We start from the raw sequence: 24,217 nt of genomic DNA on the forward strand, positions 1-24,217 counted from the left end.
TTCGCCCGGCTCGAAGGGCGCATCGAGGACAAGGCGACGGAAGCAGGCATCCCGGTCGAGTACGTGAACCCGGCGTACACGTCGCAGACGTGCCACTCGTGCCGCCATATCGGTCGGCGGGACTCACAAGCTGAGTTCCGGTGTCCGAACGACGATTGCCACGTTTCGACGTTTCAGGCTGACATCAACGCTTCCGCGAATATCGCACGGCGGGTTGACCCGTGGGGAGAGAGCGTCCCTCTTGACAAGGCGGAACGCGATGACTCACCTCGGGATGGGAGCGGTTGTGACACCGCCACGACTCACCGTGAGAAGAGCGTACCAGCGCAGATGACGCTCACGGGCTACAAAGAGTCGAAACCCTCTGCCAGCGACGACTGACTGGTATTCCCGATGCGTGGGAAGCCTCGCCGTTTACGGCGAGGAGGATGTCACCAACGGGTGAACTCCGGAGAGAGGCCACACGCTAGTGCGCTAGTCGGTCGGTGACGCAGCCAACTTTATTTGTGTACCTAGAGCCTTTTTGAGAAAGTAAAACTGTATACACAACTAAAAAGATAAAATATGATACTACGTGCCCATCTAATCTTCCTTATTCTGATGTATGCAGTACACTGAAGTGAGACGCGGTCGCAGGACCGGTATGGCGACCGAGAATCCCGACACGGACCGGGCGACGGTCTCGACGTACGTCCCGGAGTACCAGAAACAACGGTGGGCCGACCACGCCGATCGGATGGGGATGAGCCAAAGCGAGTTCGTCCGGACGATGGTGCAGGCCGGGCGCCGTGAGTTCGCGGTTGAGGGGGCCGAAGCCGGGGGCGAGACGGCAGAAACCGAAGGCCGTGAAGACCTGTCTCGGCCGTCTAACCCCAGGGGTGAAGCATTCGAAGACCGGGTTGTAGAGACCCTCTCGGAATCCGGGCATCTGTCGTGGGACGAACTGGTCGCGTCGCTCACTGACAACATCGAGGGTCGGCTCGACGAGACCCTCCAAGAACTACAGGCGGACAACGTCGTGCAGTACAGCGGCCGACACGGGGGCTACAGCCTCGCTTCGGAGGGCCCGGAATGAGCACCGGACCAACGCCGGATGCGGAGCAGGACGTCGACGACCCGGTCGCATATTTCCTCCAAGACATGACGTACCACGGGAAGTCCGGCCGGACACGGACGGCCTACGAGCGCGTGCTCCGGCGGTTCGAGAGGTTCCTCTCCGAGGAGGCCCCAACATCGGTTGTGGCAGCATCACACCGAGACTGTATGGCGTGGGTCCATACGTTGCGTCGCTCCGGAGCCGCGGACAGCACGATCGCGACGTACGCATCGTACCTCCACCGTTTCTACGCGTATATGACACAGGTTGGCGTCTTCGAGTCGAACCCGATGGCGCTCGTCGTCGATGAGATGGACGAAGCGATCGATACCAACCCATCCAGACGCGAGATCTCGCTCCCGGAGATGCGGGAATTTCTCAGTGGGGTCGCACACCCGCTCGACCGCACGGTGATCGTGACCCTGCTCAAGACGGGAATGCGGGTCGGAGAGCTGTGTAACCTCGACCTGCGAGACGTGACCCTCGCCGACCGGACGCCCATAGAGGCCGTCGCGAGCACCGAGATCACACCGCGAGCACAACTCGACGGGCGCGGTCCGTCGGTCTACGTCTCCTCGGACCCCGCTGCCGGCGAGGTGGTCGCCGGCGAGGAGCGCTCAGCGTCCAACAAGCGCAAACGAAATACGGTGATTCCGGTGGATTCGGGGCTCGAAACCGCGCTCCGGCAGTGGCTCGCGATCCGCCCGGACACACGGTCGGAGGCGGAGCCGCTGTTCGTGAGCACCTCGGGGAGTTGGGGCGCCCGGCTCACGCCTGATATGGTCCACCACATCGTTGAACGGCACGCGGGCGCCTTCGGGTGGCACCGTCCCGGCGGCGGCGCCGAGGAGAACGTCACCCCGCACTACTTCCGTCACTTTTTCACGACACACCTCCGGGACCGTACCGGAGACCGGGGAATCGTGAAATATCTCCGTGGGGATGTCGGTGGCGACATCATCGACACGTACACACACAACTGGGGCGACCGGGTTCGCGAAACCTACGAAACGCATATTTATTCACTGGAGTAATGTTTTTTCGACGCGTGCAGAACTAGTAAATTCTATATTGCTATATCAAAATCCGGGCCTTCCGCACGATGGGAGCGAGGTCGTACCGGGGGCGAGTCCCGCCCGCCGCAGGATCGGTCACGCTAGATGACACCGGCCGCAACGATGGCAGAACCACCAGAAACCGCGGGCCTTGAGAGGCGCTCTCGTCGGAATCGGGGGGAAACGGGAGGGTCGTCGGACGCTTGGAGCAGCGACCGGAGTCGGTGTGGTCCGTTGAGGATGAGCCGGTAGTGGCCCAGGTGGTCGATCAGTTCGTGCACTCGAAACCTGACTTCCTCGGCGATCTCCACAGTGTACAGTTCAGCGAGGAGCAAACCATTGCGGCGGGGATCGTCGCACACTGGGACTCTGGAGGTGTTCACGAGCGATCACGGGGGGCGGCAGAGCAGTACGGACTGAGGACGAGGAAATGCGAGGTGCGAACCGATCCGAACGACCGAACCACCGACAACACCAGTCACACGGGAACAGAAACACCGCCCGGAGCCGCGGGATTCGAGAACGCAAACTACAGCAGCGGTTGCAAGTCCGTACTCACTCGATCGCACGCAGTCGTGCGGTCTGCTGCGCAATCAGTTGCAAACGCCACCGTACGCCGGGAGCAAGAGCGGCGGCGAGGCCGTCGCACAGGTGGCGCAGAGGCCAGCCACGATCATAATGAGTTCGGAGTTCGCGGGGCTCGGTCTGATATTGGAGAGTCTCATCGACGATATCGGAGACGACTCGGCGGACGGATCCGGTCGAACACGGTTCGGAAGGCTCGACGAGACGGGAACAACGGTCGGGGTGACCGCGGTTGGGACGGACTGGGTGACACGGGTCGACTGAGTCGAGCAGTACAGACGGCTACGGTCCTTCTACCGGCTGATCGGTCGCGCGTAGTTGACCGACACCCCCCGAAGACCCGTGGTGGGTGCGAGTGGAAGGACCGATATTCAGAACGTCAGTCGTTCGAGCAGCCGGTGGATGAACCCGCGCTGCCGCGATTCGTGGGGGTAGACCGTGATCGTCGTACACCCCGGGCTGGGAACGAGGGGTCGGTCGTCGAACACCACGTCCCGAAGCCGGTCGTCGGCACCACGTCTAACCACGAGGTCTGGGGTGTGCCCTCCGTCGGGTCGAGACGGCTCGGCCGTGACAGGAACGGAAAGCAGTTCAGCAAGCTCCGTGCGGTAGTCGTCGATCGTGGTGACGTGTGGGCCACTTTCGCCCGCCTCAATCGGATACCGGAGCGCGAGGCTCCCGGTGTTCGCCGCGGCGACGGCGCCGGCGACATCCACGGCGGCCGGTGAGTAGGGGCCGCCCTGCCCGGAGAGCACCACCTGCTGTGGTGAGTCGTAGCCGAGGTTATCCACGAGCAACACGTCACAGGGCGCGTGTCGGACCACCCAGTCGATGGGGTCGCCGACGATCCGAGAACGGAGCCGGAGGGGTTCGTGTTCCGCGATGATGGTTTTCACCCCGCGGCGGTCGGCGAAATTGATGATCGCGTGTTTGGTGTCGTGGCTGACGATCTCGTCAGCCTCAATAGCGACACCGAGTTCTTCGGAGTGCGCTGTCGTCCGGGCCTCGAAGGAGCGGTCCGACGACGACTGGTCGGTCACGTCCTGGGTCAACGGCGCCTGGTCGGGGACCTCTTGGAACTGGACTGCCACCACGCGTCCGTCGTCACCCCGGACGAGATCCGCGGCGAACGCGAGCAGCGAGCGCTCCCGCTCCTCGTCGGTGCCTCGGGTGAGTGCGACGAGCACCTCGTGGGTGCTGTCGTCGCGAGCGGAGGCTACTTCGGTGATCGTCTCCCGGCCGACCTGCCGCCGGATCGCGTCGGTCGCAGCGCCCTCGCGGTCCACTCGCGGGCGGACGTACGCGAAATACCACAGCACGCTCCCAGCGGTGATGACGACGGCGCCGAAAAGCGCGGTCGTCCCCATCTGCGTCAGCAGCAACACGCCGGTTATTGCGCCGAAAATCTGCGTCCACGGGTATAGCGGCGAGGTAAACTCGGGTTCGTACGCCGCGTTTCCCTCCCGAAAGGCGATCAATGCAAGATTGATCAGCGCAAACACCATAATCTGGAAGGCGCTCGCGAGTTTCGCGATGTCGAGGATCGGGACGAACGCGATGAGGATCAAAAGCACCGCACCCGTCAGTGTGATCGAGGCGACCGGGGTCCCGAACCGGTCGCTCACGCTCGCCAGCGACGGGGGAGCGAGTTTGTCACGACTCATCGCGAGGGGGTACCGCGACGACGACAGGATCCCCGCGTTCGCAGTGGAGATCAGCGCGAGGATCGCCGCGAGGATGACAGCCACCACACCCGCTCGGCCGAGGGTGGCCTCCGCGGCGACCGCCACCGGCGTCAGCGACCCCGCGACCGAACCGGGGTCGGTCACGCCAACCAGAACCGCCACGATCGCAACGTAGAGAAGGGACGTAAACGCGAGCGAACCCAAGATGCCGAGCGGAATGTTCCGACCGGGGTCTTCAACCTCCTCGGCGACGCTCGCGACCTTGGTAACACCCGCGTACGACACGAACACCAGCCCGGTGGCGGCCAACAGGCCGCCGATCCCGTCGGCGAAAAAGGCGGCGTAGTTCGTGGAATCGACGCTGGGGGCGCTGCCAGCCGCGAACCACCCGAGCGCCGCCAGCATCACGACCACGATGCCGACTTGGAGCCGCCCGGTCTGTTTGGCGCCGGCGACGTTCACCAGAATCAGGACGGCCGCGAGCCCCAGCGCGACCGGCTTCAGCGGGAGGTCGAACAGCAAAAGCAGGTACGGTACCCCGCCGACCAGAGCGAGCGCACCCTTAAACGAGAGCGAAAACCAGGTTCCGACGCCCGCGACCGTCCCCAAGAGCGGGCCCATCCCGCGCTCGATGTAGATGTATGTCCCGCCGGCCTCGGGCATCGCGGTCGCCATCTCCGATTTCGAGAGCGCGGCGGGAACGACTAACAGTCCCGCGAGGCCGTAGGCGACAATCACGGCCGGACCCGCGATCCCCAAAGCGAGCGCGGGGAGAATGAAGATCCCGCTTCCGATCATCGCCCCGACGCTGATCGCAAGCACCGATGGCAGTCCGAGGTCGCGCTCGAGGTCCTTCGTCATCGGTTGCGGCGGTCTGGGAGTGGTACGTCGTCGAGCCCCCAAGCGGAGCGCCCCGGCGGGCCGGCGGTGCGGGCGAGCGGTCCGGAATGTGTGTCGTGTGTCATGTGAGCCACCGAAGGGAGTAGTTCGCAGTCGGACGGATTCGACGGGTCAGGTCGAACCGACCGGGACGTTCGTCGTGGGTGATCGTGGGTCACGATCGATATCTCTCGTTGAGTTCCGACCCGGATAAAAGAGTTGTTTCTATCTCTGGTCTGGAAGGATTGTTCGACACAAATCAGGGTGCGGAACCGGAAGCCGAAACCGGAGTCGAACGTGGTCCGGCTATCGCCGAACTCCGTGGGCGGCTACCGGCCTCGACACCGTCGGCTCCTGGGCCGTGACGGACTCCGACGTCCGCAACCGGGTCGGCAATCCGTTGCGGGTTCCGTCGCCGGTCTCACTCAACGGCGTCGGTCGGGGTGTCCCGGAACTGGTGGAACGGGCGGGTGTACTCGTTGCGGATCAGGTCTTCGTCGACCACTTCGAGCCCGATCTCGTTGAGGTCGCGCCCGATCCGGCTGAGGTCGTTGCTGTCGATCCCGACGACCTCAACGTGGACGTTCTCCGCCCCGGTCATCACCTCCCTGATCGCCACCACGCCCTCGACGTCGAGCGCGCGGCGGGCAACCTCCTCACGCTGGTGGATCGGCGCAGTACAGACGATCAGGGTGTGGAGTTGGTAGCCCGCGGTCTCGTAGTCTACGTCCACGTCGTACCCGCGGATCACCCCGGCGTCTTCGAGTTTGTGAATTCGGTTCCGGACGGTCCGCGCAGAGACGTCGAGAGACTCCGCAATCGTCGTCGCTGACGTGTGTCGCGCGTCCCGCTGGAGCGCGTGGATAATGTGCCTGTCGAGGTCGTCGATCGAGTGCTCCGAACCGGGCATACGTTTCCGTAGGACGGGTGCGATACAAAAACGACCGGGCAGCACCCGCTCGTGTCGGGTGTCGGGTGTCGGGTGTCGGGTGTCGGTTTCGCCCCGTTTAAGTTTCGGGGGGTACTGGCCGCGGTATGTATGTCGCGCTGGGTGGGACATTCGATCCGGTCCACGACGGCCACCGCGCGCTGTTCGAGCGCGCCTTCGAGTTGGGGGACGTGACTGTCGGGTTGACCACCGACGACCTGGCCGCCGAGACGCGCCACGTTGACCGGTACGTCCGCGCGTTCGCCGACCGGAAGCGTGACCTCCGCACCGAGCTGTCCGAGGCCGCGACCGAACACGAGCGTGACTTCGAGATACGGCCCCTGGAGACGCCCACGGGTATCGCAACGGAACCGGGCTTCGACGCGCTCGTGGTCTCGCCCGAGACCCGGGAGGGCGGCGAGTTGATCAACGAGATCCGTCGGGACCGTGGTCTCGATCCGCTGGACATCGATGTCGTCGACCACGTCACCGCGGCGGACGGGGACCGGATCTCATCGACCCGAATCGTGCGCGGCGAGATCGACCACCACGGCAACCCCACTCCGGACCGCGACGGCCGCGGTCCCGACCGCCCCACCGAGAGTGGGTGATACTGTCGGCTATAATTATGTGAATATTTTCGACACCCCGGGGTGTCGAAATACGTCACGCGACTATAGCCGACAGTATGAGTCCCCGTCGTGGATCGGACGCGTGGGCGTTGTGAGCCGAGGTCACCACGATGGCGGTTGAAACCCCGCGGCCGCCAGGATCGGCTTCCAGTGCTGGTGGACGCTGAGTCGGCTGACCTCCATCGCGTCGGCGACACGTGACTGCGAGCGCTGCTCGCCCGCGACGAGCGCGCCGGCGTAGAGGCTCGCAGCCGCCACCGCGGGCTTCGACCGGTCGGCGTCGGGCGCCTCCGAGAGGAACAGGTCGGCCGCGACCGACCGGGCGTCGGCCCCGAGTTCGAGCCTGTCGGCGCCGCGCTCGATTCGGTTGAGCCACCGCTTGTTTTCGACCCGGTCCCGGGCACTGTACATACCCGGTAATGAGCCGGCGTGGTATAAGAAGCCACCGCGCGCCGGGTGGTCCTCGGACGTCGCTCTGCGGTCGTCGGGGCCGCCACCCCGCGAGTTCGATCCTGGTGATCTCGGATCGCGCACCGTCTCGTGTCCCCGCAACGGCGCGGACCGACCACCCGTAGGCCTCGACGATGCGTTTCACGACACGACGCGTGAAGCCGAGTCCATTGTCCGGCGCGGAGGACGCGAACGCGGCCGTCCGTACACCGCACCGTACGGAGACCGTGTTGAACACAGGGATGAACTCCCGTTTGGACCGGAAACGCCCTGGGTCGTCTGAGCAGCCTGGTGGACCCGCGGCGACAACGTAACATTATCAACCCGACGCCTCGAACACGCGGTTGGATTCGGAAACTCCGGGCGCGGGTAGCCAAGCCAGGCCAACGGCGCAGCGCTTAGGACGCTGTCCCATAGGGGTCCGCCGGTTCGAATCCGGTCCCGCGCATATTCTGCCCGAGCGACAGCGAGGGCGAATATCGGTACGGAGGATTCGAGCCAGGGAGGTCGCGCGCAGCGGAGCGAGCACGTCCGACCGTGGTTCGAATCCGGTCCCGCGTGGAGTACACACACGACACCGGGCGGCGTGTTCGGGGGCAGGCAGCCGCGTGTCGGCATCATCTATTTGTGAGTGCCACGGTGCATACGTGATAGATCAGATGAGCCAAGCGACCATCTCGGAACGGCCCTACCTCAACGCGGCGCTGTTCTCCAGCCACTACTTGGACGAGCGTGTTCGAGAGCGTGACGAGTGGGACTGCGACGACGCGGCCCGCGAAGCGATGAACGACCTGCGGACGCTCTACGAGTTGGAGGGGCCGCTGGTCGAGGGGTACGGCGAGGACGCGCTCGTCGACAACTGGATCGACGAGGTGCTCGACGTGCTCGGGTTCGGGACCCAACAGGAGGTGGCGCTTCCGGACGGCGGCGGCTTCGTCGACGAACTCCTCTTCGAGACGGCGGCCGCTCGCCGGGACGCTGCGGGCGTCTACCTCGATACCGACGACACCACCGACCTGTTCGCGCGCGGCCTCGGTATCGTCGAGGCCAAACAGCGGGACGCCGCGTTCGACGTGCGGTACGACGAGCGCCGGCCCTACCGGAACGCCTCCCACCAGACCAAACACTACCTGGAGAACACGCCGCCGAACATCCAGTGGGGCGTGCTCACGAACGGGCGGAAGTGGCGGCTCTACGGCACCAACGACTACGAGACGCAGACCTACTACGAGGTCGACCTGCCCGAACTGCTGGAACGCGGCGACCTGGAGGCGTTCAAATACTTCTACGTGTTCTTCCGACCCGGCGCGTTCCACGAGTCCGGCGGCACGACCTTCCTCGACGAGGTGTGGTCCGAGAGCGAGACCGCGTCCCAGGAACTCGGGGAGAACCTCCAGGACAACGTCTTCACCGCGCTCCGGGTGCTCGGGCGCGGCTTCGTCGAGACCAACGACACCCTAGACATCGACCCGGACGACGAGGAGCGGCTGGACGAACTGAAAGAGCAGTCGCTCGTGTTCCTCTACCGGCTGATGTTCGTGCTCTACGCGGAGGCGCGCGGGCTCATCCACCCCGAGGGGCAGTCGGCGCAGGACGAGTACGAGGAGAACTTCAGCCTCGACGAGCTCCGGCTGGAGGTCCACGACGCCATCGGCGAGGTGGACGAGGGGTTCACCGAGGAGTTCAGCGACTACTCCACGACGATGTGGAGCCGACTCGAAGACCTGTTCCGGCTCATCGACGAGGGCGAGGCGGACCTGGGGATCCCGCCGTACAACGGCGGCCTGTTCGACCACGACGCCCACGACTTCCTCACGGACCACGAGGTGAGCAACCGGTACCTCGCGGAGGTGGTCTACCGGCTGTCGACCACGCGGAACGCCGAGGGCCGGTACGTGCTCGCGGACTACGCCGACCTCGACACGCGCCACCTCGGGAGCGTCTACGAGGGCCTGCTAGAGCATCAGTTCCGCATCGCGCCCGAGCAGTACGCCGCGGTGTCCGAGGACGGCGGGCAGGTCTGGAAACCGGCCACCGAGGTCTCGGTCGCCGACGCGGTCGAGACCGTGCCCGAGGGCGGGCTGTACGTCGTCAACGACGAGGGCGAGCGGAAGGCCACAGGGGCGTACTACACGCCCGACTACGTGGTGACGTACATCGTCGAGGAGACGGTGGGGCCGCTGGTCGAGGAGATCCGCGCGGACCTCCGAGAGCAGGGGTTCGAGCCGGGGACACAGGAGTTCATCGGCCCGTTCATCCGGCGGATCACCGACCTGCGAATTCTCGACCCCGCGATGGGCAGCGGGCACTTCCTCACGAAGGCCACGGGGTATCTGTCGAGCGAGGTGCTGACCGAGTACCGCGCGGCGGAGGTGGAGATGGGGCAGGCGTTCGACGAGGAGTCGCTGCGGCGCGACATCGCCAAGGAGTGCATCTACGGCGTCGACCTGAACGGGATGGCCGTCGAACTCGCGAAGTTGTCGATGTGGCTGGAGACGCTCGCCTCCGACCGCCCGCTGGCGTTCCTGGATCACCACTTCAAACAGGGCAACTCGCTGGTCGGGTCGGACATCGAGGCGATCGAGGAGTTGGAGTCCGACGCGAGCGCCGACGACGACTCCCAGGCGTCGCTGGCGGAGTTCGGCGCGACCCGGGAGGGAACCATCGAGCGGCTGATGGCGGTCTACAGCGAGTTCCTCGCGATCGAAAACGAGGGGATCGACGACGTCCAGGCGATGAAGCGGAAGTACGCCGAGATCGAGCAGGACGACCTCCGGCAGCGGCTGGTGGCGATGGCGAACGTGCACACCGCGGAGCGGTTCGATCTCGACGTGCCCGGCGGGGCGTACGAGCGGATGGCGAAAGCGCTGGAGGACGACGGGGAGTGGGCCGATGTTGTGGAAACGGATTGGTTCGAGTCGGCGCAGGCGTTGGCTGAGAATAAAGACTTCTTCCACTGGAAGCTGGCGTTTCCTGAGGCTTTTTACCGGGAAGATGGCGGGGTAAGAGGCGATGCAGGGTTTGATGCGGTAATCGGAAATCCACCATATGGGGCTGAGTTCTCTAAGTCGCTACAGTCGTACTTGGATTATAGATATACTGTCCGTGGGATTGAGTATGATAGCTATATTTTTTTCGTCGAGTTGGGGCATAAATTGCTACGTACGAATGGAGAATTTGGATATATCATCCCAACGGTTTGGACGAAGCTGGAGAATAACGAGCCTCTGAGGACCTTTTTACTCAAAAATTCGCGGATTCGACATATCGTTGATTGCGGAAAAATATTCAAATCTACTGGGAGACAGCCGATTGTAGACACGCTTATCCTGATTGTTAGAAAATCAATAGAAGACCAATCTACACTCGTACGGTCAGTTCCGGGGAATTCGGTAGAAGACCGACTTGCCAACCTTGGAGAACGACGATGGGATGTCGAATATGAAACCGATCAAGAGCGTTTTACCCAAAATCAACCCAATTCTATAAAATACCATACATATGACCCAGATCATCTTAATCTAATTAGAAAAATAGAGGAGCAATCAGTTAGACTCGAAGAAATTTCTAAAATCGGACAGGGAGTTACAGCATATGATCGTCGAGCAGGTCAACCAGATGAGGTTGTTGAAAATAGAGCATACCATTCAAATAATAAAGAAAATGAAACATATGGGAGATGGTTGAACGGGAGAAACATTAGCAGATATGAATTGAGTTGGTCTGGTGAGTGGTTAAGTTATGGCGATTGGCTGGTGTTCTCAAGGGACAAAGATCTGTTCACTAAAGAGCGGCTCCTGTTCCGTGAAGTTACTGGCGGTTTAAATCGAATTATTGCAACCCACTCGGACGAAGAATATTATTATGGGCACAGTATCATTCCAGCAGTAGTTAGTGAATCAAAATTCGACGGGCTCACTCTATTGGGTATTGTAAACTCTAATGTACTCAGTTATTACCACTTATCAGAATCTCCGAATGCTCAAAAGGAGGTCTTTCCAAAAATGAATCCCAGTGATGTTGAGTCGCTACCTATTACCTCAGGTATTCCTCCCGAAGCTGAGGATAAAATTTCCTCAAATTGCAATGAAATGCTGAGTCTCAAACAAGATCGGAACGATATTAATCTAAATCTGCTTGATTACCTTGGCAACTATAGAGTGAAGTCTACATTGCCTGATATCGGGTTCTACACACCAGTTGCAGACTCCAGCTCGTACCTTCATCGAACCACCAAGGAAATGCCGAATCTCCGCATCGGGTCTGTGGAAGTTGAACGCGAAGCTGAGGACACCGTACGCATCCACGCCACAGCACGCTACAAGCCCGACAACGAAGACGAGTACGACACCGACCGCTGGGGCTACACCGAGACCGACCCGATCCCCGCGATGCGGCTGACCGACCTGACCGGCACCGAGGCCGCGCTGGTCGAGGCGTTCGTCCCGGTCGCCGTCGACGAGGCCGGGGGGTTCGCGAACTTCCGCGAGACCGCGACCAAGACCAACTCCTTGATCGACCGCCTCGAAGCGTTGACGCTTCCCGATCCCGACGACGTCGCCGACGGGCTGGAGCGGTACGTCGACGCGAGAGACCGCGCCGCGGACCTCGACGCGAAGATCGAGCGCACCGACGCGCTGATCGACGAAATCGTGTACGAGTTGTACGGGCTGACCGACGAGGAAGTCGAGATAGTCGAGGAGGCGGTCGGCGAGGACGAGGAGTAGCACCGCGCGAGCGACCAGCGGGAGCGAGCGCGGGGGTGTTTTGGTCCAGCTTTTGCGACGAGCGGTGGCGAGCGAAAGCGAGCCACCCGAGGAGTAAAAGGTGGGAGTGAGATCGCGATCGTCGAGGAGGCGGTTGACGGAGACGAGGAGTAGCACCGCGCGAGCGACCAGCGGGAGCGAGCGCGGGAGTTTTTCGCCCACGTTTTTGCGGTGAGCGGTGTGCTCGCTTTCGCTCGCACACCGCTCACCGCAAAAACGTGGGTTTTAATCCGATCCATCGGCATACAGTACGTGATGGCAGCCTCGACGCGGGACGGTGACGATCGCGACGAGGAGATCCGCCTGTGGCGGGAAGGCAGTGGTTGGATCGCCGAAGACGTCGAGACGGGCGTGACGACGCAGGGTGCCTCGCGAACCGCGGCGCTGGAGAACCTCGACGACGCGGTCGCTCTCAGAAGGGGCGAAGCGGGACGGGAGCCCACCGAGGCGGAACTCAGGGCGGCGGGGGTCGATCCCGAAGCCAACACGACCGGTGATCGTGCTCCTCCGGACGTACTCGAGTAGATGGGGAGACGAACGTTCGCTGGACTCGAAGTGGTCTCGGTCCTCGTCAACATCGGCAGGTTCGAGTGGCGTCGGACGACCGGCGACCACGCGCAACTGTACTACGAGCACCCGACAAACGACGACGACCGGCGGCAGGTGACTGTTCCACTTCACGACGAGCTACGGATCGGCACGTTGCGGGCGATCGCCGACGACGCCGGTGCGGAGGACTTCGACGCGTTCTGCGAGTGGATCGACCGGAACTCGTGAGACGGACAGTAAGTAGTGGAGGAGAGGTAGCACCGCGCGAGCCCGGGGGCCGGCTTTTGCGACGAGCGGTGGCGAGCGAAAGCGAGCCACCCGCAGAATAAAAAGTGAGAGTGAGATCGCGACCGTCGAGAACGCAGTTGGGGGACAAGGAGTAGCACCGCGCGAGCGACCAGCGGGAGCGAGCGCGGGAGAGTTTTGGTCCAGCTTTTGCGACGAGCGGTGGCGAGCGAAAGCGAGCCACCCGAGGAGTAAAAGGTGGGAGTGAGATCGCGATCGTCGAGAACGCAGTTGGGGGACAAGGAGTAGCACCGCGCGAGCGACCAGCGGGAGCGAGCGCGGGAGAGTTTTGGTCCAGCTTTTGCGACGAGCGGTGGCGAGCGAAAGCGAGCCACCCGAGGAGTAAAAGGTGGGAGTGAGATCGAGATCGTCCAGGAGGCGGTCGGCGGAGACGAGGAGTAGCACCGCGCGAGCGACCGGAGGGAGCGAGCGCGGGGAGTTTTGGTCCAGCTTTTGCGACGAGCGGTGGCGAGCGGAGCGAGCCACCCGAGGAGTAAAAGGTGGAGGGAAGCAGTTTTGAGCGTGGGGACGGTATCGAACGGTATGGCACGGGCCGACTCGGGCGAGGCCGACGCCCCGGACCGGGAGATCCGGCTGGTGGGAAATCCCGACGGACAGTGGACGGCCCGCGACCTCCGCGTCGGGGTTACCGCACAAGGGGAGAGCCGGGGCGCCGCGCTTGAAAACCTCGACAGCGTCGTCGACGCTATCGAAAACGACGGCGGACATCCCCCGACCGACGACGAGATTCGTGACCTCGGCGTCGATCCCGACATCGCTCGGTCCCGGGGCGACGAACTCCCCGACGTACTACAGTAGGGATGGCGAAGCGGGATTTCTCGGGCGAGGACGTGTACAAGGTTTTAGTGAACGTCGGGGGCTTTCGGCACATTCGGACGGCGGGCGACCACCTGATCCTGCGGTGGGAGCCACCGGACAGTCACGGGGAAACGAAACCGCGTACCGTGGTCGTCCCAGCGCACGATTCGCTCAGTATCGGCACGTTGCGTGACATCGCAGACGACGCCGGTGCGGAGGACTTCGACGCGTTCTGCGAGTGGATCGACCGGAACTCGTGACCCCGGGGAGCCGAAGCAACACCCGAGGAGTAGCACCGCGCGAGCGACCGGGGGGAGCGAGCGCGGGAGAGTTTTGGTCCAGCTTTTGCGACGAGCGGTGGCGAGCGGAGCGAGCCACCCGAGGAGTAAAAGGTGGCGAGCGAAGCGACTTTGAACCCGCCGCTTGTCGCCTCGGTATGCCCGAACCAACAGCCCACCACGTCGGCATCACGGTTGCGGATCTCGACCGCGCGGTGGCGTTCTACACCGACACCTTCGACCTCGACGTGGTGGCGGAGTTTTCCGTCGGCGGCGACGCCTTCGCCGACGCCGTTGCTGTCGACGGCGCAACCGGATCGTTCGCCCACCTCGACGCCGGCGGCGCCCGGATCGAGTTGGTGGAGTACGACCCGGAGGCGGCCGGCAGCGACCCGCCCGAACTCAACCACCCGGGCGCGGTCCACGTCGGGCTGGCAGTCGACGACCTGGACGCGTTCTACGAGGGCCTCGACGACGACATCGAGACGCTGAGCCAACCGCGGACCACCGACAGCGGGACGCGGATCCTGTTCGTCAGGGATCCCGAGGCGAACCTGATCGAGGTGCTGGAAGCGTAACCGGGGTACCGAGTCAGTTCTCCGCGGGAGCCGTCAGCCCGTCCGCGAGGTTCCGGACGGTCGCCTCCAGCTCCCGGCGATTGAACCGGTTCGTCAGCGGGGAGACCAGCCACCGAACCAGCCACGGGAGCCCGAGGTCGTAGGTCGCGGTGTAGGTGAGTCGGGTCCCGGCGTCGACCGGCTCGAACTCCCACTCGATCCGCCCGTCGATGTCGCCGGAGAGCTCGAAGACGATGCGCTCCGGCGGGTCGTGGACGACACCCCGAACCTCGCCCTCGAACGAGAGCCCAAACAGCCGGTAGGTGTAGGTCGCGCGCTTGCCACCGTTGTCGAGGACGCCGACAGTTTCGACGCCGGAGAGCCGCGGGGAGATACGGCCCTGGTTCTCGGGGACGTCCATGTACTCGAACACCGCTTCTGGCGGCCGATCGATGACGGTCCGGACGGAGGCTTTCATACGCATTCGTTCGGACGCGACCAATAAAACCTCCGAGGGTCGGCGTCGGGTGGAGCTTTTCCCTGCGGACACCCTGAAGGCGGTAATGGCCACGCGCGAGGGGCGGTCGACCGACGCGACAGCAGGGAGCGACCCGGCCGCCGGTGAAGACGGCGCGGATCGAGTTGCCGACACTCCTGACAGCGGCGACCGCCGCAGGGATCGCCGGAGCGCAGAGGCTTCCGAATCCGGGCCCGGTGGCGCCGGCGCCGCCGTCCCGGCGGTGGCCGTCTCGGGGCTCTCGAAACGGTTCGGGAGCGGGCCGGACGCCGTGACGGCGGTCGACGACGTCTCCGTCGAGATCGAAGCCGGCTCGATCGTCGGGTTGCTCGGCCCGAACGGTGCGGGGAAGACAACGCTCATCAAGTCGATTCTCGGGATGGTGCTGCCCGACGAGGGGTCGGTCCGGCTGCACGGCATCGATGTGCGCGAGGACTCCCGGGCGGCGTACGCACGTGTCGACGCGATGCTCGAGGGCGCGCGCAACGACTACTGGCGGCTGACCGTCCGGGAGAACCTCAGATACTTCGCCGCGATCGGCGGTGTCGACCCCGACTCGGTCGCGGAGCGTCACGACCGGCTGCTCGACCGGTTCGGGCTCGACTCGAAGGTCGACACGGCGGTCCGGAACCTCTCGCGGGGCATGAAACAGAAGGTGTCGATCGCGAGCGTGCTCGCGGGCGACGCCGACGTGGTGTTTCTCGACGAACCGACGCTCGGCCTCGACGTGGAGAGTTCGCGCACGCTCAGGGCGGAACTGCGGCGGATCGCGGAGGAGCGTGGGCTGACAGTCGTCGTGAGTAGTCACGACATGGACGTCGTTGAGGCGGTCTGTGACAGGGTTTTGATCATGTCCGGCGGCCGGATCGTCGCCGACGACGCCGTCGAGGCGCTGCTCGCGGGCGACGACCGGCACCGTCTCCGGGTCGTCGCCCGCGGCATAGACCCCGGGCTGGTCGCCGACCTCAGGCGGGAGTTCGACGGCGTCGCCGTCGACACCGAGGCCGGGCGCACGCGACTCCGGGTTGCCGTCGATACCGACGACCTCTACGCGCTCGTGGCCCGACTCCGCGAGCACGACGTCACCATCGACCGGTTAGACACGGTCGAACCGGATCTCGAAGACGTGTTCGTGGATTTGACCCGCGGCACCGGGGGCCACAGTAGATGAGCCGCGAGCCCCGACGCGGGAGCGACGGACCCAGCCCCGCGGGCCACTACCGACTGGCGCGGGCGGTTCTCTACCGGGAGGCCGTCCTGTTCGTGCGGTACCCTGCAAACGCGATCGGCGGCGTCGTGATCGCGGTGTTCTTCTTCGGGGTGCTGTTCTACGGCGGCCGGATGGTCGCGGGGCAGGCGCTGACCGACTCCATCGAGGGGATCATCGTGGGATACTTCCTGTGGACCCTCTCGGTGGGGGCGTACTCCGCGATCTCGAATGACATCGGCAGCGAGGTGCAGTGGGGGACCCTAGAGCGTCACGTCATGACTCCGTTCGGGTTCGCGCCGGTGGCGCTGCTGAAAGGCCTCGCGAAGGTGATTCGGACGTTCCTCACTTCCGGGGTCGTTCTGGGCGTGATGCTCGCCGTCACCGGGACGGCGCTCGAACTCAACGTCCTCACGATTGTGCTCGTCTCTGGGCTGTCAATCACCTCGGTCCTGGGGTTGGGCTTCGCTGCGGGTGGGATCACCCTGCTGTACAAGCGAATCGGAAACTGGCTGAACCTGCTACAGTTCGGGTTCGTGGTGCTCGTCTCGGCGCCCTCGCTGGACGTTCCGTGGCTCCGAGTTCTGCCGTTGGCCCACGGCAGTGGCCTCCTCCAGCGGGCGATGGTGAACGGCACCCGGATCTGGGAGTTCCCCGTCGCCGACCTGGCGCTACTGGTCGTTGTCGCCGTGGGCTACTTGGGGGCGGGCTACCTCGTCTTCCAGTACGCGACGCGCCGCGCTCGGCGGCTGGGCGTGCTCGGCGACTACTGACGACCAGGTGTCCGGTGGTGGTCGGCCGCAGGTTCGTCCGGACACACGGCGGCCGACGCTCCTATGGGGACTCATACTGTCGGCTATAGTCGCGTGACGTATTTCGACACCCCGGGGTGTCGAAAATCTTCATGTAGTTATAGCCGACGGTATCAAAACGCTGCGCATTCGGATGGGTACTGTGAGCGGGGAGTGAACTCAGTGAGAACCGGAGAGAGACGAGCGTGGAAGCCCCCGCGCTCTCGACTCGATGGGCTTGCTGTCGCTCACGGGGTCGCTGCTCACGGGCGCTTCGCGCCCGTTCGTACGGCTTGCGGCGGCGAAGCCGCCGGGGGCGCAGACCACTTCCGAGTCCACGGCGGCTGCGCCGCCGCGAACGCTTCACTGCTTGCGTCGCGCGCCTGCACCAGAACGTGTCGCGTTCTGGGTGGCTGACGAGAGCTCTCCCGTCACCGTCGTTGAGACCGCGGCCCCGTGTCCAGTCTCACCCAGCGGCGGTTCGCCGGTCGGTCGTCGCTTACCTAAACACGACCTTCGGACGGGTCGTGTTCAGATAAGCTGGTGACCCTGTGACCACCTCGAAAGTCCCGGCCGGCGGCGGCCGGTTAGCCAGCCGATGTGGGCGGGACTGAAACGGGCCGGTCGCTCGTCAGCCGAGACGACGTAAGCACCGCAACGTAGTGAGGAGCGCAACGAGTCGCAGGCAGGGAGGGACCTGCGGTCCCTCTGGCAGCCGGCGCAAAGTGCCGGCGACGGCGAGCGACCGGGGGCTTTCGAGGTGTCTCCAGTCGCACCGCCCTCATCTCAACACTGCCTTCGGACGCCCGGACGAATTCAAGTACGTCGGGTCACAGGTGGCGGTATGGAGTTGACACCCGATCTCAATGGCCGGACCGCGCTCGTGACCGGGAGCGCAACCCGGGTTGGCCGCGAACTGCTTCTGACACTCGCCGCGTGCGGCGCTGACGTGGTTGTCCACTACCGGACGAGCGAGGCCGCCGCCGAAGCGACCGCCGAGGAGGCACGCGAGTGCGGCGTCAACACCACGACCGTCGCAGGCGACGTCACCGATCCCGACGCAGTCGACGCGCTGTTCGAGAACGCCGAGTCCGCGCTCGGACCGGTCGATATCCTCGTCAACAACGTTGGCAACTTCGATCCCAGACATTGGTCGGAGATCGAGTGGCCGGCGTGGCGCGATGCCGTCGAGAGCACGTTCTACGGGACGGTCCTCTGCTCGCGCCGGGCGCTCAAGGGGATGCGCGAACAGGGGTGGGGTCGGATCGTGAACATCGGCTTCGCCGACAGCGATCGGATGCACGCCCACCCGGTGAACTTCCCGTACTTCGTCGGAAAGACGGGGGTCGTGATGTTCACCCGAATGCTCGGGGCGGACACGCAGGACGACGGCATCACCGTCAACGCGGTCTCGCCGTTCGCCGTCGAGAACACCGTGTCGGACGTGTCGTCATTCCCGCGTGGGCGGGCAGCGAGCGTCGAGGAAGTCGCTGCACCGGTGCTTTTCTTTCTCGGTGACCACGCCGGGTACATCAGTGGCGAGAACGTGGCCGTCGACGGCGGTCGCCTTCCGGAGCGCTGATACAGATACGATCGGGTACCCCTGTGGTGGGGGTCAAGCGGACACGTGGCCCAGTTGTCGGTGTATGTATACCCGTGGTGCTTGGGAGTGTGGATGCTACGGACTCGGTGAGATGCCGTCCCCGAACCACAAGGGGTGGCGGGCAGTGGGTCACACGGCGATGACACGGAGTTCGATGGGGGCTCAGTGGCCGGGCCACAGCCCTACGAGAGACAACCGAGAGTTCCCCCGGCGTGTGGCCGGGTCCCCCCGAGTGCGGGGTGGAGCCGACGGGCGACGACCACCCGAATCCAGTGGTCGGATCGCCGCGCCTTCAGCCGCGGGAGGAGGACGAACCGTGGTCTCTCGTCACGAGACGGCGTTCAACACTCGAGGGAGTGTCGAAGACCTACGCGTGGTTGCGGCCGCCAGTACGCCTCCGTGGCCGGAGCCACGAGGCGGCGCGTGCTCCGGCCCGTGTCACTCCGAACGGTCGTGGAGCCCCCGGGTGAAGTACGCGGCAGCCGCCGGATCCGACGGAAGTGGGTCGAGCCCCGTCGCTCCGCACTGATCGCACTCGTCGTGATCCTCGGGGACTGCATAGACCGTGCCGCAGTCGGGACACGAGCGGTAGTGAAGGCCAGACATTACGTTGGTAACCCTCGCCGTCGGCAAAACCGTGTCGCCGTGCCGCGCGATCCGCGCGATTCACGTCGCCGAGTTGACCGGATCTGCGCTCTTCGAGGGCTGCTCGACGCCGGTGAACTCGAACCGGGCGCCGCCCGCGTCGCTCTCCGTGAGCGTCACTTCCCACCCGTGGGCCGCCGCGATCCGCCCCACGATCGCCAGCCCGAAGCCGGTCCCCGCTTCGGCGGTGGTGTAGCCGGGCTCGAAGACGGAGTCGCGCGTCCCCGGGGGGATGCCCGGGCCGTCGTCGGCGACGTAGAACCCAGTCCCGTCGTCGAGCGACCCGACCGTGATCGCGACGCCGGGAGCCTCGTGAGCCACCGCGTCCTCGGACGCCGACCGACTTCCCGTCGAGCCGTGCTCTGTGCTGTTCCGGAACAGGTTCTCGAGCAGCCGCCGCAGCCGTCCGGTGTCGGCCTCAACCGTCGGAGACGACGTCACCGAGAGGTCCGCCGCGTCGGAGCCGACGGTCTCCCACGCCGTCCGTACGGCAGCCTCAAGATCGATCGTCTCGGTCACGGCCACGCCGTCACCCTCGCGGGCGAGCGTCAGGAGTTCGTCGAGCATCCGCTCGAACCGGTCGTGAGCGTCGTCGATTTTCTCAAAGAACTCCGCCTCACCGGTCTCTCTAGCCAACTCAGCTGCGGTTCGCGCGGTCATCAGCGGGGTTCGGAGGTCGTGTGAGGCCACGGAGACGAACTCCTCTAACCGCTCGTTCTTTCTCGCTAACTCCTCGCGCCGGCGGTGCTGAGAGGTGATGTCGCGGAGGATTCCGGCACACCCACGGTACTCGTCGTCGAAGGGCAACGGCGCGAGGTGGTCTCGGCACGGGATCACGTCGCCCTCCTTGGTCCGGATCTCGATCTCGAACTGCTCGGCGTCGGGGCCCGACGAGGACACGACCGACCGCAACGCGTCATCGGCGTGCTCGACGCTCGCGTCGGTCTTGACGATCGAGGGCTCGGCCCCGACGAGTTCATCCCGGTTGTAGCCGGTGAGGTCGGCAAACGCATCGTCGACGTACGCGAAGCGACCCTCGGCGTCAACCACGTAGGTCGGATACCCAAGCGCCTGCAGAACCGCGGAGTATCGCTCTGTTTCCAGACCGGCGCGGTACTCCCGTACCGCGTGCTCGACACGGTTTGCCAGCCGTTCGTGTTGTTCGGGGCCACCCTTCTGGAGGTAGCCGGTGACGCCCGCGTTGATCGCCCGACTCGCGATCGACTCGCTGCCCTTTCCCGTGTACAGCAGGAACGGCAGGTCCGGGGACCGCGCTCTGACCTGTGACAACAGCTCCAACCCGTCGGTTCCGGGCATCTCGTAATCGCTGACAACACAATCGAACGACTCCTCTCGGAGCCGCTCGATCGCCGCCGCCGGCTGGCCGACTGTCGTGATCTCGACCGACTGGAGTTCCCGGGTCAGAAACGCTTCGGTCACGTCCAGAAACGCCGGGTCGTCGTCAACGTGGAGCAGACGGATTCGACCGGGTGCGTACCGATGCTCGGTTCCGTTCATCTCTCGTGCGCGCACGTACGAGCGCGAGAAATAATATGGGTTTCCCTTACACGTTAGGTTCCGTCCACCGCGCCCGGAAGCGGCTCGTTGATGCCGAGGAGGACCGTGCTCCGTTCCCAGAGCCGCCGGGCCGCCCCGTTGTCGCGGGCCGTTGCCGACGGCGTCTCCGGGTCTTGGCCCGAGAAATACCGCCCGGAGACGCCGGCGACCCGGGGGGAGACCCCGAGGAACAGAAGCGCCGCCGCGCCGTCGGCGACCGATGTGACCCCGGGAATCGAATCGAACAGCCGGATGACGGCCGGGAGCGGCCCGGGGAGGAACCGGCTGAACCCGCTGCCGGGGATCGCACCCGGGTGGAGGCTGTTTGCGGTGATCGGCCGTCCGGCGGCGTCGAGCCGGCGGGCGAGTTCGTTCGTGAAGAGCACGTTCGCGAGTTTGGAGTGGCTGTACGCCCAGGTGCCCGAGTATCGGTCAAGTGTCGTGGTTCGGTCGAGATCCAGGTCGGTGCCGCGGTGGGCCGCCGAGGCGGTCGTGACCACGCGGGCACCCTCTCGCAGGTGATCCACCAACTCGGCGGTCACCAGAAACGGCGACAGGTGGTTGACGTGGAACGTCCGTTCGACGCCGAGTTCGGTGATTCGGCCGTCGCGGAAGAATCCCCCGGCGTTGTTGACCAGCAGGTCCACCCCGTCGGTCTCGGCGCGGACGGTTGTCGCAAACTCCCGGACGGCCGACCGGTCCGTGAAATCAGCCGGTACAAACGTCGCGTCCGCGCCGACGGCGTTGAGTTCGGCAACCACCGCCGACCCGGCGTCGCGGTCGCGCCCGTGGACGACCACGTCCGCACCCAACCGCCCCAGCGCCACCGCCGCGGCGCGGCCGATTCCGCTCGTCGACCCGGTGACAACCGCTTGTGTTCCGGCGCGGTCGGCGTCCGCAACGCCGGCGCGGGCTTCCGGAGGTGTCTCCATACGGTCGGAACGGGCCCGACGGACAAAAACGACCCGCGCGTGGACACCGCGCGACTCGTGTTGGAGGTGTCGGAGGTGGAAACGCATCCCCGGGGTCACCGCCGGAAAGTTGGGCAATTGAAAAAGATTGTGGCCGTTTATTTTCCGAATCGGTTGTACTTATTTATACAGCGAGTCCGTACGTGTTGATGTATGCCGGGAGTAAACGCACTGAACGGAATCGCCGTACCGCTGCAGCAAACACAGGCCGACGCGGCCACGGAGATCGCGAACAACGCGTTGCTCGCTTCGTCGCTGTGGGTCAACGTCGCCCTCGCCGGGTTGTCGGCCCTGCTGTTCGTGTATATGGGTCGGAGCATAACAAACGGTCGCGTGAAGGCCATCTGGGGTGCGACGCTCATGATCCCGCTGGTGTCGATCTCTAGTTACCTCGGGCTTTTATCCGGACTCACAGTCGGATTCATCCAGATGCCGGCGGGGCACGCACTCGCCAACGAAGTGATACTCAGCCAGTGGGGCCGGTATCTCACGTGGGCGCTGTCAACACCGATGATCCTGCTCGCGCTCGGCCTGCTCGCCGACGTCGACCTCGGTAGCATCTTCACCGTCATCGCCGCCGATATCGGGATGTGTATCACGGGGCTTGCGGCCGCGCTGATCACGTCTTCCTACGGGCTTCGGTGGGCGTTCTACGCCGTCAGTTGTGCGTTCTTCCTGGCCGTGCTGTACGCCCTGGTCGCCCAGTGGCCGGACGCCGCTGCGGACGCCGGAACAAGCGAGATCTTCAGCACGCTGCGGGCGCTCACGATCGTGCTGTGGCTGGGGTACCCCATCATCTGGGCGATCGCTCCCGAGGGTCTCGCGCTCATTCCGGTCGGCATCTCGTCGTGGGGGTACTCCGCGCTCGATATCTTTGCGAAGTACATTTTCGCGTTCCTTCTGATTCGGTGGGTCACCGACAACGAGTCGTCGATCCGCGATTTCGCACTGCACTCCTCCTCCGCGTGACGCGGAGGAGTCCCGCCACGGGGTTTCAGGCCGAGTGAAGCGGCCTGTTGGGTTCAACAGTCATACGTTCTGCTCTGTTGAATAGCGGGTTCTGTGTTAAGCCGAAGGCACGCCAATGCTGAGACCACCGGCCACAGAGGCGTACAAGGGTACGCAGATTCCGACTGTCGACGGGGACACCCCTATGCAACGGCAGATTGTCACACCATAATTCGGCTCAACGCCCGGCTGTGCGGTGTTTTCGTTCCGGGCACCCGGTTCCTCCACAAACCACTTATACCGTCACCGGGGAGTGAGTGGTATGCTTGACCCGCTGCAACTGTCGCTTGACCCCACGCAACTCGGCCTCGAGTTCGGGAGCGGCGCAGTCATCGGCGGCATCGTCGGCTTCGCCGCCAAGAAGGTCGCCAAGATCATCGCCGTGCTTGTCGGACTGGAACTGGCGCTGTTCAAATTCTTGGAATCCCGCGGCATCCTAACGGTCGACTGGGAGCGGTTGAGTTCCGGGGCCCTCCAGAACGCGCAGGTGGCGGCCGGCGGTACGCCGCCGGGGTGGGTCTCGACGATTCTCTCGACGCTGTCGATTTCGGCGGGGTTCACCGGCGGGTTCCTAGCCGGGTTCAAGAAGGGATAGTTCGGATCGACGCCGCTACCGCGTACTGAGTTCGTCCTTGTCTTTGATGACCTGGGTCTCGGCCTCGCCCGAGGTCAGTTCGTTGACCAGGTCGTAGAAGTCGTTCCGCATCCCTGCGGGGAACGTCACGACGCCCACCCACGAGCCGTCGGGTTGCCACTCCTCACGCGCTAAGTCGCCGTACTGCCGGACCTGTGCCTGAGTGCTGCCGGCGTAGTCGGCGGGGACCTGCACGGCGACGGTCACCTCGTCGAACCGGATGGGGATCACCGGTCGGAGCGCGTCCAGAGCGTCGTCGACTTGCGTCTCTACGGGTTCCATCGGGTCGACCTGGAACCCCCCCTCCTCGAGGGCGCGCTCGATCCGCTCGGGCGGGTGCGGAGCGTTGTCCATCTGGGGGTTGACCGCGTTCCGTGCGATCCGGGTTATGAGGTTCTTCCGCTTCTGTTCCTGCATCTCTCGCCGTTGTTCGGCGGTAATCTGGATCTCGCCGTCCCGGACGACCTCCGGGATGATCTCTAAGGGGTCGGTCGTCTCGAACACCGTCTCGAGGTCGGACTCCGCAGGGCGGTCGCCGCGGGAGGCGTCCGAGAAGACGTCTTCAGCCGCGATCACGTCTTCCAGCTCGTCCTCGAATTCCCCGCGCTTCATCGAGAGCGCCGCGTCGGGATCAACGAGAACCTCGAACCGCTCGCCGTGCGATTCGAGCCTGGCCGTCACCGCTTCGTCGAGCGAGATCATACCGTCTCCTACTGGCTC

At 64.5% G+C, this 24,217-nt stretch carries 24 protein-coding genes and 1 tRNA gene; 17 read left to right on the forward strand and 8 right to left on the reverse strand.

Annotated features, from left to right (window positions below; translation table 11 throughout):
* The 4 genes from IEX72_RS02010 to IEX72_RS15135 form a co-directional block, all read left to right on the forward strand.
* Positions 1-381: zinc ribbon domain-containing protein (locus IEX72_RS02010; RefSeq protein ID WP_188785723.1), on the forward strand; the 381-nt coding region annotated here is incomplete at its 5' end.
* 262 nt (positions 382-643) lie between these two features.
* A complete protein-coding gene (locus IEX72_RS02015; protein ID WP_188785724.1) occupies positions 644-1,075 on the forward strand; it encodes a DUF5805 domain-containing protein in 432 nt (143 codons plus the stop codon).
* Positions 1,072-2,130, forward strand: coding sequence for a tyrosine-type recombinase/integrase (locus tag IEX72_RS02020; protein ID WP_188785725.1), 1,059 nt, complete (start codon positions 1,072-1,074; stop codon positions 2,128-2,130). The genes IEX72_RS02015 and IEX72_RS02020 overlap by 4 nt, the downstream gene beginning before the upstream one ends.
* 618 nt (positions 2,131-2,748) lie before the next feature.
* Positions 2,749-3,000 carry a hypothetical protein gene (locus IEX72_RS15135; protein WP_229663708.1) on the forward strand — a complete coding sequence of 84 codons (252 nt, stop codon included), beginning with the start codon at positions 2,749-2,751 and terminating at the stop codon, positions 2,998-3,000.
* Positions 3,001-3,107: 107 nt separating this feature from the next.
* On the opposite strand, the gene IEX72_RS02025 is transcribed toward IEX72_RS15135, so the two are convergent.
* Entirely contained in the window at positions 3,108-5,282 is a 2,175-nt protein-coding gene (locus tag IEX72_RS02025; RefSeq protein WP_188785726.1) for an amino acid permease, read from the reverse strand.
* Between the two features lie 439 nt (positions 5,283-5,721).
* A complete protein-coding gene (locus IEX72_RS02030) occupies positions 5,722-6,210 on the reverse strand; it encodes an Lrp/AsnC family transcriptional regulator (protein ID WP_188785727.1) in 489 nt (162 codons plus the stop codon).
* 125 nt (positions 6,211-6,335) lie between these two features.
* Between IEX72_RS02030 and IEX72_RS02035 the strand changes: the two genes are divergently transcribed.
* A complete protein-coding gene (locus tag IEX72_RS02035) occupies positions 6,336-6,839 on the forward strand; it encodes a phosphopantetheine adenylyltransferase (protein WP_188785728.1) in 504 nt (167 codons plus the stop codon).
* 123 nt (positions 6,840-6,962) lie between these two features.
* Here the strand turns inward: IEX72_RS02035 and IEX72_RS02040 are convergent, their stop codons facing one another.
* Positions 6,963-7,271, reverse strand: a complete 309-nt coding sequence (locus tag IEX72_RS02040) for a transcription initiation factor IIB family protein (protein ID WP_188785729.1) — start codon at positions 7,269-7,271, stop codon at positions 6,963-6,965.
* A 402-nt stretch (positions 7,272-7,673) separates the two neighbouring features.
* On the opposite strand from IEX72_RS02040, the gene IEX72_RS02045 reads away from it, so the two are divergent.
* The 7 genes from IEX72_RS02045 to IEX72_RS02075 all read left to right on the forward strand — a co-directional run bounded on the left by IEX72_RS02045 (position 7,674) and on the right by IEX72_RS02075 (position 14,585).
* Positions 7,674-7,758, forward strand: a tRNA-Leu gene (locus tag IEX72_RS02045).
* A gap of 211 nt (positions 7,759-7,969) precedes the next feature.
* Positions 7,970-12,037, forward strand: a complete 4,068-nt coding sequence (locus tag IEX72_RS02050) for an Eco57I restriction-modification methylase domain-containing protein (protein ID WP_188785730.1) — start codon at positions 7,970-7,972, stop codon at positions 12,035-12,037.
* A 294-nt stretch (positions 12,038-12,331) separates the two neighbouring features.
* Complete coding sequence (locus tag IEX72_RS02055) at positions 12,332-12,601, forward strand: type II toxin-antitoxin system HicB family antitoxin (protein ID WP_188785731.1); 270 nt, start codon at positions 12,332-12,334, stop codon at positions 12,599-12,601.
* Positions 12,602-12,853, forward strand: a complete 252-nt coding sequence (locus tag IEX72_RS02060) for a type II toxin-antitoxin system HicA family toxin (protein WP_188785732.1) — start codon at positions 12,602-12,604, stop codon at positions 12,851-12,853. It begins immediately after the preceding gene.
* A gap of 600 nt (positions 12,854-13,453) precedes the next feature.
* Positions 13,454-13,729, forward strand: a complete 276-nt coding sequence (locus IEX72_RS02065; protein WP_188785733.1) for a type II toxin-antitoxin system HicB family antitoxin — start codon at positions 13,454-13,456, stop codon at positions 13,727-13,729.
* A gap of 2 nt (positions 13,730-13,731) precedes the next feature.
* A complete protein-coding gene (locus tag IEX72_RS02070; protein ID WP_188785734.1) occupies positions 13,732-13,989 on the forward strand; it encodes a type II toxin-antitoxin system HicA family toxin in 258 nt (85 codons plus the stop codon).
* Positions 13,990-14,165: 176 nt separating this feature from the next.
* Complete coding sequence (locus IEX72_RS02075; protein ID WP_188785735.1) at positions 14,166-14,585, forward strand: VOC family protein; 420 nt, start codon at positions 14,166-14,168, stop codon at positions 14,583-14,585.
* 13 nt (positions 14,586-14,598) lie between these two features.
* On the opposite strand, the gene IEX72_RS02080 is transcribed toward IEX72_RS02075, so the two are convergent.
* Positions 14,599-15,042 (reverse strand): SRPBCC family protein, encoded by a 444-nt coding sequence (locus IEX72_RS02080; protein ID WP_188785736.1) that lies wholly within the window; start codon positions 15,040-15,042, stop codon positions 14,599-14,601.
* Between the two features lie 85 nt (positions 15,043-15,127).
* Here IEX72_RS02080 and IEX72_RS02085 point away from each other — a divergent pair, with 85 nt between their 5' ends.
* The 3 genes from IEX72_RS02085 (at position 15,128) to IEX72_RS02095 (ending at position 18,661) form a co-directional block, all read left to right on the forward strand.
* The gene (locus IEX72_RS02085) at positions 15,128-16,252 is read left to right on the forward strand and encodes an ABC transporter ATP-binding protein (RefSeq protein WP_188785737.1); all 1,125 of its coding nucleotides are present in this window, start codon (positions 15,128-15,130) and stop codon (positions 16,250-16,252) included.
* A complete protein-coding gene (locus IEX72_RS02090; RefSeq protein ID WP_188785738.1) occupies positions 16,249-17,061 on the forward strand; it encodes an ABC transporter permease in 813 nt (270 codons plus the stop codon). Before IEX72_RS02085 ends, IEX72_RS02090 begins: the two co-directional genes overlap by 4 nt.
* Positions 17,062-17,923: 862 nt before the next feature.
* The gene (locus IEX72_RS02095; RefSeq protein WP_188785739.1) at positions 17,924-18,661 is read left to right on the forward strand and encodes an SDR family NAD(P)-dependent oxidoreductase; all 738 of its coding nucleotides are present in this window, start codon (positions 17,924-17,926) and stop codon (positions 18,659-18,661) included.
* A gap of 459 nt (positions 18,662-19,120) precedes the next feature.
* On the opposite strand, the gene IEX72_RS02100 is transcribed toward IEX72_RS02095, so the two are convergent.
* Genes IEX72_RS02100 through IEX72_RS02110 form a run of 3 tightly spaced genes read right to left on the reverse strand, consistent with a single transcriptional unit; the run spans position 19,121 to position 21,816 of the window.
* Positions 19,121-19,288 carry a hypothetical protein gene (locus IEX72_RS02100; protein ID WP_188785740.1) on the reverse strand — a complete coding sequence of 56 codons (168 nt, stop codon included), beginning with the start codon at positions 19,286-19,288 and terminating at the stop codon, positions 19,121-19,123.
* Between the two features lie 60 nt (positions 19,289-19,348).
* Positions 19,349-20,845: an ATP-binding response regulator gene (locus IEX72_RS02105; RefSeq protein WP_188785741.1), complete on the reverse strand. Its 1,497-nt coding sequence runs from the start codon at positions 20,843-20,845 to the stop codon at positions 19,349-19,351.
* Positions 20,846-20,898: 53 nt separating this feature from the next.
* Positions 20,899-21,816, reverse strand: a complete 918-nt coding sequence (locus IEX72_RS02110) for an SDR family NAD(P)-dependent oxidoreductase (RefSeq protein WP_188785742.1) — start codon at positions 21,814-21,816, stop codon at positions 20,899-20,901.
* A gap of 192 nt (positions 21,817-22,008) precedes the next feature.
* On the opposite strand from IEX72_RS02110, the gene IEX72_RS02115 reads away from it, so the two are divergent.
* Together IEX72_RS02115 and IEX72_RS02120 are read left to right on the forward strand one after the other, a co-directional pair.
* Positions 22,009-22,824: a bacteriorhodopsin gene (locus tag IEX72_RS02115; RefSeq protein WP_188785743.1), complete on the forward strand. Its 816-nt coding sequence runs from the start codon at positions 22,009-22,011 to the stop codon at positions 22,822-22,824.
* 301 nt (positions 22,825-23,125) lie between these two features.
* Complete coding sequence (locus tag IEX72_RS02120; protein ID WP_188785744.1) at positions 23,126-23,458, forward strand: FUN14 domain-containing protein; 333 nt, start codon at positions 23,126-23,128, stop codon at positions 23,456-23,458.
* Between the two features lie 15 nt (positions 23,459-23,473).
* Here the strand turns inward: IEX72_RS02120 and IEX72_RS02125 are convergent, their stop codons facing one another.
* Positions 23,474-24,199: a ribosome assembly factor SBDS gene (locus IEX72_RS02125; protein ID WP_188785745.1), complete on the reverse strand. Its 726-nt coding sequence runs from the start codon at positions 24,197-24,199 to the stop codon at positions 23,474-23,476.
* Positions 24,200-24,217: the final 18 nt, after the last annotated feature.

The sequence above is a fragment of the Halobellus salinus genome (assembly GCF_014646875.1).
GTDB lineage: Archaea > Halobacteriota > Halobacteria > Halobacteriales > Haloferacaceae > Haloquadratum > Haloquadratum salinum.

Excerpts from the sequence above, each read along its gene's own strand:
- IEX72_RS02125 (WP_188785745.1), bottom strand. The coding sequence starts at position 24,199 with ATGATCTCGCTCGACGAAGCGGTGACGGCCAGGCTCGAATCGCACGGC.
- IEX72_RS02080 (WP_188785736.1), bottom strand. The coding sequence starts at position 15,042 with ATGAAAGCCTCCGTCCGGACCGTCATCGATCGGCCGCCAGAAGCGGTG.
- IEX72_RS02105 (WP_188785741.1), bottom strand. The coding sequence starts at position 20,845 with ATGAACGGAACCGAGCATCGGTACGCACCCGGTCGAATCCGTCTGCTC.
- IEX72_RS02025 (WP_188785726.1), bottom strand. The coding sequence starts at position 5,282 with ATGACGAAGGACCTCGAGCGCGACCTCGGACTGCCATCGGTGCTTGCG.
- IEX72_RS02040 (WP_188785729.1), bottom strand. The coding sequence starts at position 7,271 with ATGTACAGTGCCCGGGACCGGGTCGAAAACAAGCGGTGGCTCAACCGA.
- IEX72_RS02090 (WP_188785738.1), top strand. The coding sequence starts at position 16,249 with ATGAGCCGCGAGCCCCGACGCGGGAGCGACGGACCCAGCCCCGCGGGC.
- IEX72_RS02100 (WP_188785740.1), bottom strand. The coding sequence starts at position 19,288 with ATGTCTGGCCTTCACTACCGCTCGTGTCCCGACTGCGGCACGGTCTAT.
- IEX72_RS02020 (WP_188785725.1), top strand. The coding sequence starts at position 1,072 with ATGAGCACCGGACCAACGCCGGATGCGGAGCAGGACGTCGACGACCCG.
- IEX72_RS02060 (WP_188785732.1), top strand. The coding sequence starts at position 12,602 with ATGGGGAGACGAACGTTCGCTGGACTCGAAGTGGTCTCGGTCCTCGTC.
- IEX72_RS02120 (WP_188785744.1), top strand. The coding sequence starts at position 23,126 with ATGCTTGACCCGCTGCAACTGTCGCTTGACCCCACGCAACTCGGCCTC.
- IEX72_RS02015 (WP_188785724.1), top strand. The coding sequence starts at position 644 with ATGGCGACCGAGAATCCCGACACGGACCGGGCGACGGTCTCGACGTAC.
- IEX72_RS02095 (WP_188785739.1), top strand. The coding sequence starts at position 17,924 with ATGGAGTTGACACCCGATCTCAATGGCCGGACCGCGCTCGTGACCGGG.
- IEX72_RS02050 (WP_188785730.1), top strand. The coding sequence starts at position 7,970 with ATGAGCCAAGCGACCATCTCGGAACGGCCCTACCTCAACGCGGCGCTG.
- IEX72_RS02115 (WP_188785743.1), top strand. The coding sequence starts at position 22,009 with ATGCCGGGAGTAAACGCACTGAACGGAATCGCCGTACCGCTGCAGCAA.
- IEX72_RS02065 (WP_188785733.1), top strand. The coding sequence starts at position 13,454 with ATGGCACGGGCCGACTCGGGCGAGGCCGACGCCCCGGACCGGGAGATC.
- IEX72_RS02070 (WP_188785734.1), top strand. The coding sequence starts at position 13,732 with ATGGCGAAGCGGGATTTCTCGGGCGAGGACGTGTACAAGGTTTTAGTG.
- IEX72_RS02085 (WP_188785737.1), top strand. The coding sequence starts at position 15,128 with ATGGCCACGCGCGAGGGGCGGTCGACCGACGCGACAGCAGGGAGCGAC.
- IEX72_RS02110 (WP_188785742.1), bottom strand. The coding sequence starts at position 21,816 with ATGGAGACACCTCCGGAAGCCCGCGCCGGCGTTGCGGACGCCGACCGC.
- IEX72_RS02075 (WP_188785735.1), top strand. The coding sequence starts at position 14,166 with ATGCCCGAACCAACAGCCCACCACGTCGGCATCACGGTTGCGGATCTC.
- IEX72_RS02035 (WP_188785728.1), top strand. The coding sequence starts at position 6,336 with ATGTATGTCGCGCTGGGTGGGACATTCGATCCGGTCCACGACGGCCAC.
- IEX72_RS02030 (WP_188785727.1), bottom strand. The coding sequence starts at position 6,210 with ATGCCCGGTTCGGAGCACTCGATCGACGACCTCGACAGGCACATTATC.
- IEX72_RS02055 (WP_188785731.1), top strand. The coding sequence starts at position 12,332 with ATGGCAGCCTCGACGCGGGACGGTGACGATCGCGACGAGGAGATCCGC.